This window comes from Porphyrobacter sp. MBR-155, assembly GCF_040547625.1.
Classification (GTDB): domain Bacteria; phylum Pseudomonadota; class Alphaproteobacteria; order Sphingomonadales; family Sphingomonadaceae; genus Erythrobacter.
On record NZ_JBEPQB010000007.1, the window covers coordinates 1 to 13,488 of the forward strand.

The 13,488-nt window shown below is 61.1% G+C and carries 17 protein-coding genes and 1 tRNA gene; 14 read left to right on the forward strand and 4 right to left on the reverse strand.

Features of this window, described 5'->3' with window-relative positions; all coding sequences use genetic code 11:
* Positions 1-670 precede the first annotated feature (670 nt).
* The 3 genes from ABIE62_RS08870 to terL are packed head-to-tail and all read left to right on the forward strand — an operon-like array spanning position 671 to position 4,036.
* The gene (locus tag ABIE62_RS08870) at positions 671-1,987 is read left to right on the forward strand and encodes a site-specific DNA-methyltransferase (RefSeq protein WP_354325322.1); all 1,317 of its coding nucleotides are present in this window, start codon (positions 671-673) and stop codon (positions 1,985-1,987) included.
* The gene (locus tag ABIE62_RS08875; RefSeq protein ID WP_354325323.1) at positions 1,984-2,553 is read left to right on the forward strand and encodes a DUF5681 domain-containing protein; all 570 of its coding nucleotides are present in this window, start codon (positions 1,984-1,986) and stop codon (positions 2,551-2,553) included. Before ABIE62_RS08870 ends, ABIE62_RS08875 begins: the two co-directional genes overlap by 4 nt.
* Positions 2,546-4,036 carry a phage terminase large subunit gene (gene terL, locus ABIE62_RS08880; protein ID WP_354325325.1) on the forward strand — a complete coding sequence of 497 codons (1,491 nt, stop codon included), beginning with the start codon at positions 2,546-2,548 and terminating at the stop codon, positions 4,034-4,036. The genes ABIE62_RS08875 and terL overlap by 8 nt, the downstream gene beginning before the upstream one ends.
* Positions 4,037-4,194: 158 nt before the next feature.
* Here terL and ABIE62_RS08885 read toward each other — a convergent pair whose 3' ends face one another.
* Both ABIE62_RS08885 and ABIE62_RS08890 read right to left on the reverse strand, forming a co-directional pair.
* A complete protein-coding gene (locus ABIE62_RS08885) occupies positions 4,195-6,306 on the reverse strand; it encodes a prolyl oligopeptidase family serine peptidase (RefSeq protein ID WP_354325641.1) in 2,112 nt (703 codons plus the stop codon).
* 98 nt (positions 6,307-6,404) lie between these two features.
* On the reverse strand, positions 6,405-6,632 hold the full coding sequence (locus ABIE62_RS08890) for a Fe-Mn family superoxide dismutase (protein ID WP_354325327.1): 228 nt from the start codon (positions 6,630-6,632) through the stop codon (positions 6,405-6,407).
* A gap of 198 nt (positions 6,633-6,830) precedes the next feature.
* Here ABIE62_RS08890 and ABIE62_RS08895 point away from each other — a divergent pair, with 198 nt between their 5' ends.
* The 11 genes from ABIE62_RS08895 to ABIE62_RS08945 all read left to right on the forward strand — a co-directional run bounded on the left by ABIE62_RS08895 (position 6,831) and on the right by ABIE62_RS08945 (position 11,892).
* Positions 6,831-7,121 (forward strand): hypothetical protein, encoded by a 291-nt coding sequence (locus tag ABIE62_RS08895; RefSeq protein ID WP_354325329.1) that lies wholly within the window; start codon positions 6,831-6,833, stop codon positions 7,119-7,121.
* 257 nt (positions 7,122-7,378) lie between these two features.
* Positions 7,379-7,891, forward strand: coding sequence for a hypothetical protein (locus ABIE62_RS08900; RefSeq protein ID WP_354325331.1), 513 nt, complete (start codon positions 7,379-7,381; stop codon positions 7,889-7,891).
* Positions 7,892-7,920: 29 nt separating this feature from the next.
* Positions 7,921-8,310, forward strand: a complete 390-nt coding sequence (locus tag ABIE62_RS08905; protein ID WP_502930313.1) for a DUF4440 domain-containing protein — start codon at positions 7,921-7,923, stop codon at positions 8,308-8,310.
* A 15-nt stretch (positions 8,311-8,325) separates the two neighbouring features.
* The gene (locus tag ABIE62_RS08910; RefSeq protein ID WP_354325334.1) at positions 8,326-8,529 is read left to right on the forward strand and encodes an SDR family oxidoreductase; all 204 of its coding nucleotides are present in this window, start codon (positions 8,326-8,328) and stop codon (positions 8,527-8,529) included.
* Positions 8,530-8,545: 16 nt separating this feature from the next.
* A complete protein-coding gene (locus tag ABIE62_RS08915) occupies positions 8,546-8,947 on the forward strand; it encodes a nuclear transport factor 2 family protein (RefSeq protein ID WP_354325335.1) in 402 nt (133 codons plus the stop codon).
* Positions 8,944-9,711 (forward strand): SDR family NAD(P)-dependent oxidoreductase, encoded by a 768-nt coding sequence (locus ABIE62_RS08920; protein ID WP_354325336.1) that lies wholly within the window; start codon positions 8,944-8,946, stop codon positions 9,709-9,711. Before ABIE62_RS08915 ends, ABIE62_RS08920 begins: the two co-directional genes overlap by 4 nt.
* Positions 9,712-9,724: 13 nt before the next feature.
* A complete protein-coding gene (locus ABIE62_RS08925) occupies positions 9,725-10,678 on the forward strand; it encodes a sulfotransferase domain-containing protein (protein ID WP_354325338.1) in 954 nt (317 codons plus the stop codon).
* A gap of 23 nt (positions 10,679-10,701) precedes the next feature.
* Complete coding sequence (locus ABIE62_RS08930; protein WP_354325340.1) at positions 10,702-10,983, forward strand: hypothetical protein; 282 nt, start codon at positions 10,702-10,704, stop codon at positions 10,981-10,983.
* On the forward strand, positions 10,980-11,147 hold the full coding sequence (locus ABIE62_RS08935) for a hypothetical protein (RefSeq protein WP_354325342.1): 168 nt from the start codon (positions 10,980-10,982) through the stop codon (positions 11,145-11,147). The genes ABIE62_RS08930 and ABIE62_RS08935 overlap by 4 nt, the downstream gene beginning before the upstream one ends.
* 3 nt (positions 11,148-11,150) lie before the next feature.
* Positions 11,151-11,684: a purine-cytosine permease family protein gene (locus tag ABIE62_RS08940; protein WP_354325344.1), complete on the forward strand. Its 534-nt coding sequence runs from the start codon at positions 11,151-11,153 to the stop codon at positions 11,682-11,684.
* Positions 11,650-11,892, forward strand: a complete 243-nt coding sequence (locus ABIE62_RS08945) for a hypothetical protein (RefSeq protein WP_354325346.1) — start codon at positions 11,650-11,652, stop codon at positions 11,890-11,892. Before ABIE62_RS08940 ends, ABIE62_RS08945 begins: the two co-directional genes overlap by 35 nt.
* Positions 11,893-12,198: 306 nt before the next feature.
* Here the strand turns inward: ABIE62_RS08945 and ABIE62_RS08950 are convergent.
* A tRNA-Leu gene (locus tag ABIE62_RS08950) sits at positions 12,199-12,285 on the reverse strand.
* 84 nt (positions 12,286-12,369) lie between these two features.
* Positions 12,370-13,323: an MJ0042-type zinc finger domain-containing protein gene (locus ABIE62_RS08955; protein ID WP_354325348.1), complete on the reverse strand. Its 954-nt coding sequence runs from the start codon at positions 13,321-13,323 to the stop codon at positions 12,370-12,372.
* Positions 13,324-13,488: the final 165 nt, after the last annotated feature.

A 13,488-nucleotide genomic window follows, 5' to 3' on the forward strand; every position in this document is an offset into this window, starting at 1 on the left:
ATCCAAAGCCCTTCGTCTGGAAGGCGGACCCCGACGAAATCATCGCCGCACGTAACCGGGGGTTCCAAACGTTGGAGTCAATCCACTAGGCGCGGCACGTTAGCAAAGCCCAGCCATTTCTACACTAATGTCTGTAGCGCGACAAATGTCTGTTAAGCCGCATGCTGACCTTCGAGCGCGCGGCCTTATTGCTGATGAAGAACTTGCCGCATTGAAGGCCAAGTTGCTGGAGCAATAGCCCGCCTATGGCGCGCCTCAGAGGGGATGGAAAGGTGGATTAAAATCCCCCCCCATCACAATTTATTTTTAAAACAATTCGTTACTTGACAAATTTGGTGCGCGACGCAGTCCGTAGCGAACCTGTCTCGACACGCGTTTTTCCCATTTGCTGGGAAAGTAGTGGGAAAATCCCCATAAATGGCTTCGGAGCCGCCAAATTCGCAGTGATCCCAAGCGCGTTTCCGCAGTGTTGTGGCTTTGTTTCCCATATCCAGAATTCGTGGGAACTCCGGCTTTTTTTCTGTGAACGGGCATTCCATATCCTCCCTCTGTTCGAAATCGGCTTTTCGCGGAGTGCGCGTTGAGCTATATGCCGTTCCGCAAGCCGCATGCGGTCGGCAGATCCCACCACGGAAAAACAAGAAAGTCTGTTTTTCAGGAGTGGTGAATCATGCCAGTTTCAAATCCAAACAAGCTTCTCGCGGTCGAGTATCGACTGATCAGCGAGCTCATCCCGTATGCGAAAAATGCAAGGCGGCACTCGCAGGCGCAAATCCGGAAGCTTCAGCAAAGCTTGACGGCGTTCGGCTGGACTAACCCACTTATCATCGACGATGCCGACAACCTTCTGTGCGGCCACGGCCGGATCATCGCTGCGCAGGCAAATGGTGAAACCAGGGCCCCGGTGATCAGCCTAGGCTCCATGAGTGAAGCCGACCGGCGCGCTTACATCATTGCGGACAATCGGCTTGCTGAGGATGCCGAGTGGTCGAAGGAGCTGCTCCGTTCGGAGCTCTCAGGCCTGATCGAGCTCGGCTACGACGTCGAGCTAACGGGGTTCGATACATTCGAGATCGACGGAATCCTGTCGTTCGATGAGGTTGATGACGAAGGCGGAGAAGACAACGTCGAGCTGCTGGCAGACCAGGCTGTCCCAGTCACCCGGCCCGGAGACATCTGGCACATTGACGAACAGCGGCTTGCTGTAGGCGACTGCCGGGATATCGCCCTCGTCGAACGGCTGCTGCACGGGAACCGGATCCGGCTCGTCCAGACCGACCCGCCCTACGGCTGCAAGATCGCTAACAACGTTTCCGGCAATGGCCGGGTCAAACATGGCGACTTCCTCGCCGGTGCAGGCGAAACTTCGATGGCTGAGTTTGGCATGACGCTGCTCCGCCCGGCATTCCGTACGATCGCCGCCCACTGCCTGCCGGGCGCGATTGCGTTTGTGTGGACCGACTGGCGAGCACTGCCCTTTATGCTCGACGCGGCGCAAGGGGTGTTCCACGAACTCAAGAACCAGATCGTCTGGGTCAAGGACCCGGGGATGGGAGCATTTTACCGCTCGGCCTATGAGCTGTGCCTCGCGTTCAAGGTCAGCGAGGGCAAGCACACCAGCAACATCGCGCTCGGCCGGCGCAACCGCAGCAATGTGTGGAGGTACCCGGGTGCAAATGCATTCCGCAAGGGCCGACTGCAGGACCTTGCTGATCATCCGACGATCAAGAACCGAAAAATGATCGCCGATGCCATCCTCGATGTCACGAAGCCTGGCGATGTTGTGTTCGACGGTTTTGCCGGGTCGGGAACGACGCTTGTTGCATGCGCGCTTACCGGGCGGCGCGGGTTCGGAATCGAGCTCGACCCGAAGTACGCCGATGTGGTCCTGCGCCGGGTCAGCGAAGTGTCGAAATGCGAGCCGCTGCTGAATGGAAAGATTCCGCTGTCGCAGGTGGCTGCCGAGCGCCTGGGGGACCTGTCATGAGCGGGCAGGACGAGGGCGGAGATGCTCCGCGGTCGCCGGCAGGAGGCCGCCGCAAGGATGGCAGGCCTTACCGCGAAGACAACATGCGCGAGGACGGGAGCTACAAGGTTGGAAAGGGACGTCCGCCGGCAACTGGCCGGTTTGCGGTCGGGGACGGGCGCAAACGCGGGCGCCGGGCGAAGGGGGTGCAGAACGCCGACACCGAGTTCGCGCGCGAGCTCAACCGCAGAATGGTGGTGAAGGAGAATGGCGTAGAGCGAAAGGTGACCAAGAGTCATGCCGTCGACCTGCGGCTGATCGACAATGCGACCCGCAAAGGCGACAACCGGGCCATCGAGATGGTCGACCAGCGAAGGCGCCGGATTGCCGATGCCGCAGAACTTAACCGTCACCGCCACATCCAGAGCGATCAGGCCATCCTCGAAGCTTACCTGCGCGAGCGCGCCGATGAGCTGGCCCTCGATCCCGCCCTTCTCGGTGACCCCGTCCGCGGCGGCGACATTGCCTCCCCTGATAGCCCAGATGATGTTTCGCCGGGCTCTGGTCAGGAGAACTGCGATGGCTGACATTGATGCATCAGATGCCCTTGCGGCTGCGACCCGGCTCGACTTCGGGCTGTTCCTGCAGCGCGCGTTTGGCGAACTCGGCGGCGAAGGCGGTTACTGCCACAACTGGCATATCGACGCGATTATCCACCAGCTCGACCTCGTGCGCGGACGCGGGAATCGCCGGCTTCTCGTCACCATGCCGCCAAGGCACCTGAAGTCGCGGATCATCTCGATCGCATGGGTCGCATGGATGCTGGGTCACAATCCGGCCCTCTCGTTCCTTTGTGTGAGCTACGGGCAGGATCTCTCGGATGATTACGCGCGTGATTGCCTGAAGATCATGCAGTGCCGCTGGTATCGCGAGGCGTTCCCGAACACCGTCATCAAACGTAGCGCGGTCTCCGACATACGCACGACCGCTGGCGGTCGGCGGATGGCGACATCGGTCGACGGGGCAACAACTGGGTTCGGGGCCGACTTCATCATCGTAGACGATCCGATGAAGGGGCAGGACGCAATGTCTCAGGCCGCACGCGACAAGGTCGTGCGCTGGTTTGACGAGACCCTGTCGCAGAGGCTCAATAACCAGATGTTTGGCTCCATCATTGTAGTGATGCAGCGGCTCCACGAAGGCGATCTGGTGGGCGTGCTGAATAAACGCGAGGGCTGGCACGAGCTATGTCTGCCGGCGATCGCCACTCACGACGAGGACGTGACGCTGACGCGCGGCAGGGTCTACCGACGTCGTGAGGGCTGCGCATTGCATCCTGCACGCCTGCCGCTGTCCGAGCTGCTACGCAAGAAAGCCGACAACCCATTCGTGTTTGCGGCCCAGTTCCAGCAGCAGCCAGTGCCGGCGCACGGCAACATGATCGAGGCAAGCTGGCTGCAGGTTTACGACCCTGCAACGCTTGATCTTGGACAAGGTCAGATCGTGATGTCGCTTGATACCGCCTCGAAAGACAATCCGTTCAACGACTGGTCTGTTTGTCTTGTAGCGCTGGTGGCCGGCAAGCGCGTGTACGTGCTCGACGTATTCAGGGCGCGCCTGCAGTTTAATCCACTGAAGGCAAAGGTAATCGAACTAGCCCGCACGCATCATGCGACTACACTGCTGATCGAGGATGCTTCCTCGGGCACGGCGCTGATCCAGTCGCTCGAGGGGGACGAGCCAGTTGGTGTACCTTCTGCGATTGCGCGGCGGCCCGAGGGCGACAAGATTGCCCGCGTCATGAACGTCAGCTCGATGATCATGTCCGGGCGGCTGTTCCTTCCGTCTTGCGCGCACTGGCTTGGTGAGTTCACCGGTGAACTCCTTGGGTTCCCCTCGGCCCGATACGACGATCAGGTCGATGCCCTGTCGCAGCTTCTTATCTGGGTACAGGAAAGGGACCGCTGGCGAGCACCTGCCAACGAAGGGCCGATGGAGATGCTGCTGACCGGATCGGCACTCACCTTTGCTTCGCCGGGCAACTACAATGATCCGTGGGGAGCCTACTGAAACCTGTCGGGATCAGTTGGCATTGAACCCGAATTTGCCATCGAGGAAGCGGCGGTTGTCCATGATCACCGTGATGAGGGCGCTAAACCGAATGCCCGCTTCATGGCTTTCAGAGTTTCTGATCAGGGGCAGGTCGCCGAACGGCTGGGCGCGAAAGTTCAGGGCGGCGGGGCCGCCGCTCTAACTGTCCCCACCTTGTATTTTTCGAACCATGCGAGGATCGCTGATGCCTTGGCCGCGCTTTGCGATGGGCGAGCGGCAATCCCGCCGTGGCTGGCGCCGGGGACCTTGACCAGAGCCGTCGGCACGCCGCGCAGGCGCAGCGCGGTGTAATATTGCTCGGACTCGCTCACCGGGGTGCGGAAATCCTCGGCACCAACCACCACCAGCGTCGGCGTGGTGACGTTGCCGACCAACGAGAGCGGCGACTGCTTCCAGTATAGGTCCGGTGCTTCCCACGGCTGCGCGCCCAGCCAATAGCGCCCGAAGAAAGCGGGATTGTCGGCGGTGAGCACCTGAGTCGTCCAATTGATCACCGGCTTTTGCGTGGCGGCGGCCTTGAATCGGTTGGTCTTGCCCACGATCCAGCTGGTCAGCACACCCCCGCCAGAACCGCCAGTGACAAACAACGCGTCAGGGTCGGCAACGCCTTCTGCAATCGCGGCATCGACGATGCTGATGAGATCATCATAATCATTGCCGGGATAGGCTTTATCGATCCGATTGGCGAAATCCTCGCCATAACTGGTCGAGCCGCGCGGATTGGCCGAGAGGACGGCGTAACCTGCTGCGGCATAAAGCTGATTGTCAGTGGCGAAATGCGGGCCATAGGCAGCAAACGGCCCGCCGTGAATTTCAAGGATCAGCGGCACCCGCGTGCCCGCCACATAGCCCGGCGGCAGCGTTAGCCAACCTTCGATAGGAAGGCCATCAAAGCTCGACTTTGTAGTGATCTTGCGCACTTCGCCCATTGTCTTGACCGCCTTCAATGAGGCATTGAGATCAGTGAGCGTCCGGGTCTTGCCTGCCGCTGCCAGTATCAACTCCGCAGGTAAGACTGGCGCACCGCCGGTAAAGGCAATGGCATCGTTGCCTGCGACCGAAAAGTTGCCGCCAGTATAGGGCCGATCGAAGCTGCTGCCGGTCAGCCCCAGCACAACATCGCGGATCGCCCCATTGAGGCCAATCCGCGCGACCCGCGTTTCTCCGCTGATGTCGTATTGCGCATAAATCGCGGTGCCGTCAGCATCCCAGACAATCCCCATTGGGCTGAAATCCCAGCTCTCGGTAAGATTGCGAATCCCCGTACCGTCAGGGGCCATGATGTAGAGATCGTCATCCTCATAAGCGCGGCCCGCATCGTCGAAGCCTAGAAATGCGATCAGCTTGCCATCTGGCGAGACTGCGGGGCTGTGATCGGGGCCATTTCGGTTGGTGAGCGCAGTGATGGCCTCGCTGGCGATGTCAAACTCGTAAAGCTCGCTCTCGACCGGCTGGTTCTGCCAATCGGGCTTGCGATTGGCGCTGAAATAGAGCCTGCGCCCGTCCTTGGAAAAGGCCAGCATGCCGCCATCGTGATAGTCGCCAAAGGTCAGTTGGCGCGGCGCTCCGCCGGTGGCAGGAATGATGAAGACCTTCTCGAAACCGGGCCTCAGATATCCCGCCCCGTCCGCACGGTAGGCAAGCAGGTCGTAGGTTTCGAGCGGCTCGGCCCACTTGGCGCCCTCGGGCTTGCCTTCGGGGGCCTTGCCCAGTTTCAAGCCTTCGCCTTCAACCAGCATAGTGTAGGCTATTGCTGCGCCATCGGGCGACCACGTAATGCCAGAGGGACTGCTCGGCAAACTCGTGAGCCGCACTTCCTCGCCGCCTTTCAGCCACTTTACCCACAACTGCGCATCCCCGCTTGCGGTGGAGACATAGGCGAGGCGCGTGCCGTCTGGCGACCAGCGCGGCGCAAAGGCATCAGCCTCCCCCGATCCGCCCGCCAGCGGGACCTGCTCGCTTGTGCGGGTGTCGACGAGCCAGATCGAGCGACGCGCCCGGTCGGTCATGATGTCGTTGCTGACCCGAACATAGGCAATGCGACTGCCATCCGGGCTGATCTGCGGATCGCTCGCCATCGACAGGTCGAACAGGTCCTGCGCGGTAAAGCGCCGCTCCGGACCGCTAGGTGCGGCAACAGAGGTGGCCGCTTCCTCAGGTGTTGATTGCGCCAGCGCGCCATCGGCAGCCAGCAGCACCAGCGCTCCGGCAAGGCAGGTTGTCTTCATCATCAACCGCAATCCCTTGTTGTCCGTCCGACAATGAAGCGCGAACGTGCGTTGGTCAAACCCGCTTACTTCGTCCCGGATGCCGCCGCGAAGCGAAGCTAGACCTTGCCCCAATTCACCACCTGCCACCATCCTTCCAGATGGTTGCTCCGGCGGCTCTGGTGCTCAAGGAAATAGGCGTGTCCCCACACTTCATTGCCAAGGATCGGCGTGTCCTTATCGGTGGCATAGAGAGGCGAGGTCGGCAACGACTCAGTCAGATACTGGAGAATCAAAGGCTGCCAAGTTTCTTGGTAGCAATCCTCCTTCTTGGCTCTGGTACGCATTTGCAGGTTCTCTCACCCTGTCCGCGGTCGCACTTAGATGGTGACTAGAGATTTTTGGGGATGGCGTGGTTCCCGTCGCACTTTTCTTCCCTGTCATTCTTGTTTGCACGCTGGTCGGAGGGATTGGCCCCGGCTTGTTCGTCCTCATCATTGCGATGGTTGCTGTCAAAATCCCTTGGTCCGCCCGGGATGCCGCCGATGGATGACGCGGCACGCGATGCCTATTTCGGCTTCGCCGCTCGTGGGATCTTCAATGGCAACCAAGCGGACCGCGCGGCCTATTGCCCAATGCTCGATGGGCTGCACGCCGCCATGCCCGACCCATTTGATAGCTCGATTGCCTTCCCCGCGATCTGGATAAGGCATAGCAATCTCGTCATGAAGATCTATTCGGAGTGCATCCACCCCGCCAACATGTTCGGCTTGATGAACCTGTGGATCGATATTGATCCCTTCAACCGCACGATCCGCGATCCCCGCTGCGCTTGAGCGCGCACGAATTGACGCTTTTTTGACGGTCTGCCCGGTTGACCGAACGCAGCGTTCAGCCGCATTCATTGGCCCACAAGCAAACGTCAATCTGGCTCCTGCACTGACGCTCACCAAACGGCTTGTTCAGGGCGCAGGAGAAGTGTTGCCGTCGAAATCCGCAGTCGAGGGGGGCGCGGATAGAGTGGGCCCCGGAGGGCGATAATGCGACCCGGTCGCCCGCTGGCATTCACCCCCCAGGCAAGGGGGCATTCAAGATGACCAGCACCGCAACACCCGCAAGCGATCTGCATCACGCCTATGTCGCGGCGATCAATCCCAACGATACCGGCCGCAACGGGGGCGCTGATATGGCCAAGCTCCCTTTCTGGTCTGCCGCCGCGTTCTTCTTGGCGCCGCTTGCGGCTTCCGCCAACAGCAGCACCACTCTCGAACAACAGGTCGTCGAGGACGATCAAATCAACTATGTGACCGGCGACCCCGCGACCTGGCCTATTGAGCTGGAGGCAACCATTGCCGCGCCGGACAATCACAAGATCCTGTTGGAGAATGAGCGCGTCCGTGTGCTTGAGGTCACGCTTGGCCCCGGCGAGGTCGAGCCGCTTCATTTCCATCGCTGGCCCAGCGTTCTCCATATCATGCAGGCCGATGAATGGATTGACCGCGACGCCCACGGAAACGTGATCTTCGATTCGCGCGCTGGGCCTTCCTTAGAGCTGCCCCTAACCATGTGGAAAGGCCCTGAAGCCCCCATTCTCCAGTCAACCTGAGCGATAGTGTCGAAGTCCGATTGATCCGGGTGGAGATCAAGGACGATACTGGCAAGGCCGATCTGACGCCAATACTCGACAACCGCACCCGCGTGATAATCAAAGGCATCCGCTCAGGCGATGTGTCGGGGATCATGGCGCTTTATGGCCCCGGTTCGGTGTATTCGGCTGATAATGCAACGCTGCTTTCGGACCTCGAAGCCATCAAAGCCTTCTGGGTTGGTGTTGCCTCCAGCGCTGCGCATGATGCCACGCTAGAAGTGCTGAAGATCGAACGGCTTGGCCCCGATTCTTTTGTGGAAATTCAGAAATACGATGTCTTCGACGCGGCAGGCGAACGGCTGTTCGGCGGCTATGCCTCGCTCCTTTGGCGCCGCGTGGACGGCCGCTGGATCATCGCGGCGGACGTGTCGAATTGACCGGCCTTTCCGCCTTTGACCTCACCGGCAAGGTCGCCGTCATCACCGGCGGCAATCGCGGGATCGGGCGCGCTATTTCGGTGGGTTTCGCAAAGACGGGCGCGGCGGTCGCGAGAGGCCGAAGAATGTGCAGGTGCAGCGGTGTTCCTCGCCAGCGCGGTGGCGGACTTCGTGACCGGCATCACCCTGCCGGTCGACGGCGGATATTCGGTTTTCTGAGCAAGGACTGCGACTAATGAGCAATCGCGACATCATCATGGCGCTATATGCAGAGTTCGACCGGGGCGACATGGATGCCGTGCTGGCGCTAATGGCCGACGATATCGTCTGGCACGAAGCGGAAAACAATAAGTGGGCTGACGGCAATCCCTATGTCGGGCCGCAGGCCGTGGCCGCAGGCGTGTTCGCCCGCGTTCCCGAAGAATACCACAGTTTCGCGGTCGAGGTGGGGCAGGTCGTCGCAGATGACGACACGGTGGTGATGCAGGGGCGATACCGCGCCAGGGTCAAGGCAAGCGGGGCCGAGATCGCGCCGCAGATCGTCCACTGGTGGACCTTGAAGCACGGCAAGATCACCGGCTTTCAACAGCACGTCGATACCTTCGCGCTCGCCAAGGCAATGGGTGAACCGGCGTGACGCCGTTTGCCAACAAGGTCGCGATCGTTACCGGCGCGAGCACCGGGATTGGCGAGGCAACAGCGCGTTTGCTTGCTCAGCGCGGCGCTATTGTGGTGCTCGCCGCGCGGCGTGAGGAAATGATTGCCGCACTTGCCGGGGAGATTTTGGGCGCCGGGGGCACGGCCAGTTTCATCCGTACGGATGTCAGCGATGCGGGCGAAGTCGAGGCGATGGTCGCGCATGCGATCGACACCCACGGCCGGCTCGACATCGCGGTCAACAATGCAGGCATCGGCGCACAGGTCCATTCGATCGTGGAATTGCCCGATGATTATTGGGACAGCGTGCTGAACACCAACCTCAAAGGCAATTTCCTGTGCCTGAAACATCAGGCGCGCGCGATGGTGGCGGCGGGCGATGGCGGGGCGATCATCAATGTCGGTTCGGTCAACACCTTCCTCGGCCGACCGGGCGCGGCGGCCTATTGCGCTTCCAAGGCGGGGCAACTGGCGCTGACCACCAGCGCCTCGGCGGAGTTGGCGGCGCAGGGGATCAGGGTCAATCTGGTGTGTCCCGGTGTCACCGACACACCATTGCATCACCAGATCAAGGGCAATCTCGGCCCCGATGCCTTTGAAGGCCTGAAAGCGCAGACCCACCAGCGCCGCATCGGTGAACCGGCAGAGATCGCCCGCGCCATCGCCTTCCTCGCCTCCGACGAAGCCAGCTTCATCACTGGCACCACGCTGACCGCTGATGGCGGCTTTCACATGACGCTTTGAAAGGGATCCCTCCATGCTGATCCGCAAGCCCGAAAAGGTCATTCGCACCTGGCACACCGACAGCCGGATCTGGGACAGTTTCGAACTGCACGCCGGTGACATCATCGTCTGCACCCCGCCCAAGACCGGGACGACCTGGACGCAGCGCATTGTCGGCATGCTGCTCGCGCAGTCAGCCGAGCCGCGCCAGATCATGGAAGAGCAGCCTTGGCTCGATGCGCGGTTCATCCCGCAGACCGAAGTCGCCGCCGCGTTATCCGCTGCGGAAGGGCGGCGCGGGCTCAAGTCTCATTCGCCGCTCACCGCGCTGCCGCTGCATGACGATGTGTTCTATATCAACGTCGCCCGCGACCCGCGCGATGCGGTAATGTCGTTTCATAATCATTCGATCAATTTGAGCGACGATTTTCTCGCCGGTCGTGATCAGGATGGGCTGGCGGACCCGTTGATCGCGGCCACTTATCCGCGTGCGCTGGAAGACCAGCGAGCATTCTTTCGGCGCTGGCTGCGAGATCCCGACTACGCGCCGTTTGACGATTTCACGATCGCCGAATTCATGGAGCTCGAGACCAGTTTCTGGGAAGCACGCGAGCGGTCCAATGTGCTGCTGGTCCATTACAACGACCTCAAGGCAGATCGCGAAGGCGAAATGCGCCGGATCGCGCACTTCTGCGGCATCACGACACCTGAGCCGCTGTTAGCAGAAATGGTCGAGGCAGCCGGGTTTGCCAGCATGAAGCGCGACGGGGCGAAGCTTCTGGGACTGGCCGAACAGGCCTTCAAGGGCGGGGCCGATGCCTTCCTCCACAAGGGCACAAACGACCGTTGGCGCAGTGTTCTGACCGATGAAGACCTCGCCGATTACCGCGCAGCCATCGAGGCTAGCGTTCCCGCCGATCTTGCCAACTGGCTGGAACATGGGCGCCTGACCGCCCTTGATACGACATCGGTTTCCACGCGAGCTTAAGCCGCAAAAAAGGGGGCACAATCATGGCACAGGCAATTCCGGCGGGCGCAGCGGCGCTTGCGGCAAGGCTTCCGGCGCTTTCCAAACATCGCAACGCGCAGTTTGCGACGATCACCGTGCTCTATTTCCTGCAGGGCGATGCGGCGATGCGGCGGGCGGTAATCGCTGCAACGCAGCAGGCCGCGTCCCAGCCATTGCCGCTCTGGCTGCAAGTCACCGAGGCGGGGCGACCGCTCTGCCGCAGCATGGGCTTTCGCGATGCTGCGCACATGCGGCTGCATGTTCTCCAAGGAGCAGCGCATTGACCCGCCCGCGGCCCACCGCATTCGAGGGCGAGCTTGAACGGCGTCTGGCGATCCTCGCGCAGGATGAAGGAGCCGATCGGCGCCTGCCTGTGGCGGACACCATGGCGCTCGCAGCGATCACCATCGGATCCTTCGCGGTCGTTCTTATTGCACAGGCGTTCTAGGGCATGGCGGTCACCAACAATATCGAAGCTGCGCTTGCCGAAACGCTTCCCCTGCTACCAGAAGAACGCAGTTGGTCGTTCCGCGATATGCTGGCGGTCAAAAGCGGGCTTTCGATCGCTACGTGGGGATTCTTGTTCGGCGGAGCGACCGGGCAGCTTGTCGGCTTTGTTGATGGTGCTATCGCGCTGTTCTTTGGCACGGCCATCGGCCTTGGCATCCTGTTTTTCGCGCTGCTGCTGCCGGTTTATCGAACCGGCACCGAAAGCTTCGTCTACATGCGCAGCGCGTTCGGCCCGAGCGGAACAAGCCTGCTGGCTGTGCTGCTGGTGATGAGTGTTGTCCCGTTCAGTTCTGCAATCCTTTCGATCATGGCAGGCGATGCCACACGCGAAGTGCTGATCGGGCTCGATTTTCTCGCCCCAGCGCCTGTCTGGCCGGTCGCGCAAGCGACAGCTCTTGGCGTGCTCGTAATCAGCTGCCTGCTTGCCGCGCGGGGAGGCGATGGAGGTTCGGCAATTGGTTCTGGCCTCTCCTGAGCTCAGTCTCAATCAGCTTGGTAAGCGTGAGGGCCGCTGCCGCACCCAGCTTGGCAAGCTGTTCCGGATATCATGGTTGAGCCCGCGCATCGTGGAATCGATCATCGATGGTCGTCAGCCGGCGCGGCTCGATCGCAGGATGCTGCTTGAGGCGGACCTGCCGCAGTGCTGGACAGATCAGAAGCGGATGCTTGGGTTCGCCATCTGAGGTCACCGGTCTCTTGAAATATTCGACGCGGAGCGGCGTCGGCTCCGCGTCCCTCGTTCGATGACTCCATGGCCAAGCAAAGAGTCTCAGCGCACTTTGTGCCAGTGATCTCAACGCACTCTGCGGTGACTTGCGGTCAGTTTTTCAGGGGCAGAGATTGGGCTGAGATTTGCGCCTACGTTTGGGCCTCAAACGCCGTCTCTGGCACACACTCGGCACTTTCCACGCGCAGAAAGGCGCAGAACTGCGCGCTTTCTGGCGATGCTTTAGGGAAGTAAAATCCTTGCAAAACAAGGACTTACTGTTTGGTGCGGTCGAGAAGACTCGAACTTCCACGGGCTTTCGCCCACAACGACCTCAACGTTGCGCGTCTACCAGTTCCGCCACGACCGCACTCGGGTATGTCGGGGCAGCCAAGGTGCTGGCCCCGCGGTAGGAGCGGCCCACTAGCAAGGGGTTTAGCACCGCGCAAGCCGCTTAATTGGGCGCCCAACCCAGATCGGCAACCGCCGCGCCGGGAGGAATGTTGGCGATCGCTTCGGTCACGGTGACGGTTTCTCCTGGAGCCAGCTGGCGTTTGGCCGGAACCACCACCCAATCACCGACCTTGCGTTCGCGCGCGTCGCTGAACACCACCAGCAGGTTGGGCGCGGTCAATGTTTCGCGCGCGGTGTTGGTTATGGTGCCGCGCACCCGGAACATGGTCTCGCCGTTCTCCAGCGTTTCGGGGCGCTGTTCGGCGGGTGGGAAATCGAGTTCAAGCCCCGGTTGGCCGATGCCGAAGGTCGGTTGGCTTAAGGGAAACCAGTCCGGCAGGCTGTAGTAATTGACCGCAACAATTGTCCCGGTTGCCAGCACAGCAAAGATTGCCGCAGCAAAAGTCCACAATTTTAACGTGTTGCGCCGCCGGATGAAGGGGGCGCGGTACCCGAAGCGCGATTCCTCATCTGCAAATTCCTCATCTGCAAACGGGGGGTCAGCATCCGGTTCGGCATAGGCCTCACGTTCGTCAGGCGCGGCGGGCGGATCGGTGCGGGGGATTACCCGGCTTTCATCGCCATCTGCCGTGTTCTGGCTAAGCCCGCGTCGCAAGGCGCGCACCGCAATCGACGATTCGTCATAATCGGTCGCTGAAGATGCGGGGGTATCCGATGTGCGCCAATGGTTGATCGAAGGGCCTTCGCCGGACGCTTCAGGAGCGGGCTGCGGCATCGCTGGTTCTGGTGCAGGGGTAGCGGGCGGCGGGGTGGGGGCAGCAGCGGCGCGGGGCGGTGCCGCCGCAGCGTCAACCGGGTTTTCCAGATCGAGCACCTGCGGGTCCTGAAACCAGCTATGCTTGCACTTGGCGCAGCGCACAGTCCGCCCGTCGCTGCCGATGGCAGCATCGGGCACCGCGTAGCGGGTGCCGCAGGCTGGGCAGGCGATGATCATCTCTTGAATTGCAATAGCCTTCGTTCATCCGCGCACAAGGGCAAGCACCCCCACACAGGCGATTTCAGCGGGTTTTTCCACATCGTGAGCGATTTTTCGGCACTCTTTGTTACGAGCGTGCGATGTTCGCCTTCCCCCGGCCTTGCCGCGCTGATAGGTGCGCGC

What these genes read in the sequence shown, in the direction of transcription:
- ABIE62_RS08870 (WP_354325322.1), top strand. Translation starts at nt 671, where the DNA reads ATGCCAGTTTCAAATCCAAACAAGCTTCTCGCGGTCGAGTATCGACTG.
- ABIE62_RS08875 (WP_354325323.1), top strand. Translation starts at nt 1,984, where the DNA reads ATGAGCGGGCAGGACGAGGGCGGAGATGCTCCGCGGTCGCCGGCAGGA.
- terL (WP_354325325.1), top strand. Translation starts at nt 2,546, where the DNA reads ATGGCTGACATTGATGCATCAGATGCCCTTGCGGCTGCGACCCGGCTC.
- ABIE62_RS08885 (WP_354325641.1), bottom strand. Translation starts at nt 6,306, where the DNA reads ATGAAGACAACCTGCCTTGCCGGAGCGCTGGTGCTGCTGGCTGCCGAT.
- ABIE62_RS08890 (WP_354325327.1), bottom strand. Translation starts at nt 6,632, where the DNA reads ATGCGTACCAGAGCCAAGAAGGAGGATTGCTACCAAGAAACTTGGCAG.
- ABIE62_RS08895 (WP_354325329.1), top strand. Translation starts at nt 6,831, where the DNA reads ATGGATGACGCGGCACGCGATGCCTATTTCGGCTTCGCCGCTCGTGGG.
- ABIE62_RS08900 (WP_354325331.1), top strand. Translation starts at nt 7,379, where the DNA reads ATGACCAGCACCGCAACACCCGCAAGCGATCTGCATCACGCCTATGTC.
- ABIE62_RS08915 (WP_354325335.1), top strand. Translation starts at nt 8,546, where the DNA reads ATGAGCAATCGCGACATCATCATGGCGCTATATGCAGAGTTCGACCGG.
- ABIE62_RS08925 (WP_354325338.1), top strand. Translation starts at nt 9,725, where the DNA reads ATGCTGATCCGCAAGCCCGAAAAGGTCATTCGCACCTGGCACACCGAC.
- ABIE62_RS08930 (WP_354325340.1), top strand. Translation starts at nt 10,702, where the DNA reads ATGGCACAGGCAATTCCGGCGGGCGCAGCGGCGCTTGCGGCAAGGCTT.
- ABIE62_RS08940 (WP_354325344.1), top strand. Translation starts at nt 11,151, where the DNA reads ATGGCGGTCACCAACAATATCGAAGCTGCGCTTGCCGAAACGCTTCCC.
- ABIE62_RS08945 (WP_354325346.1), top strand. Translation starts at nt 11,650, where the DNA reads ATGGAGGTTCGGCAATTGGTTCTGGCCTCTCCTGAGCTCAGTCTCAAT.
- ABIE62_RS08955 (WP_354325348.1), bottom strand. Translation starts at nt 13,323, where the DNA reads ATGATCATCGCCTGCCCAGCCTGCGGCACCCGCTACGCGGTGCCCGAT.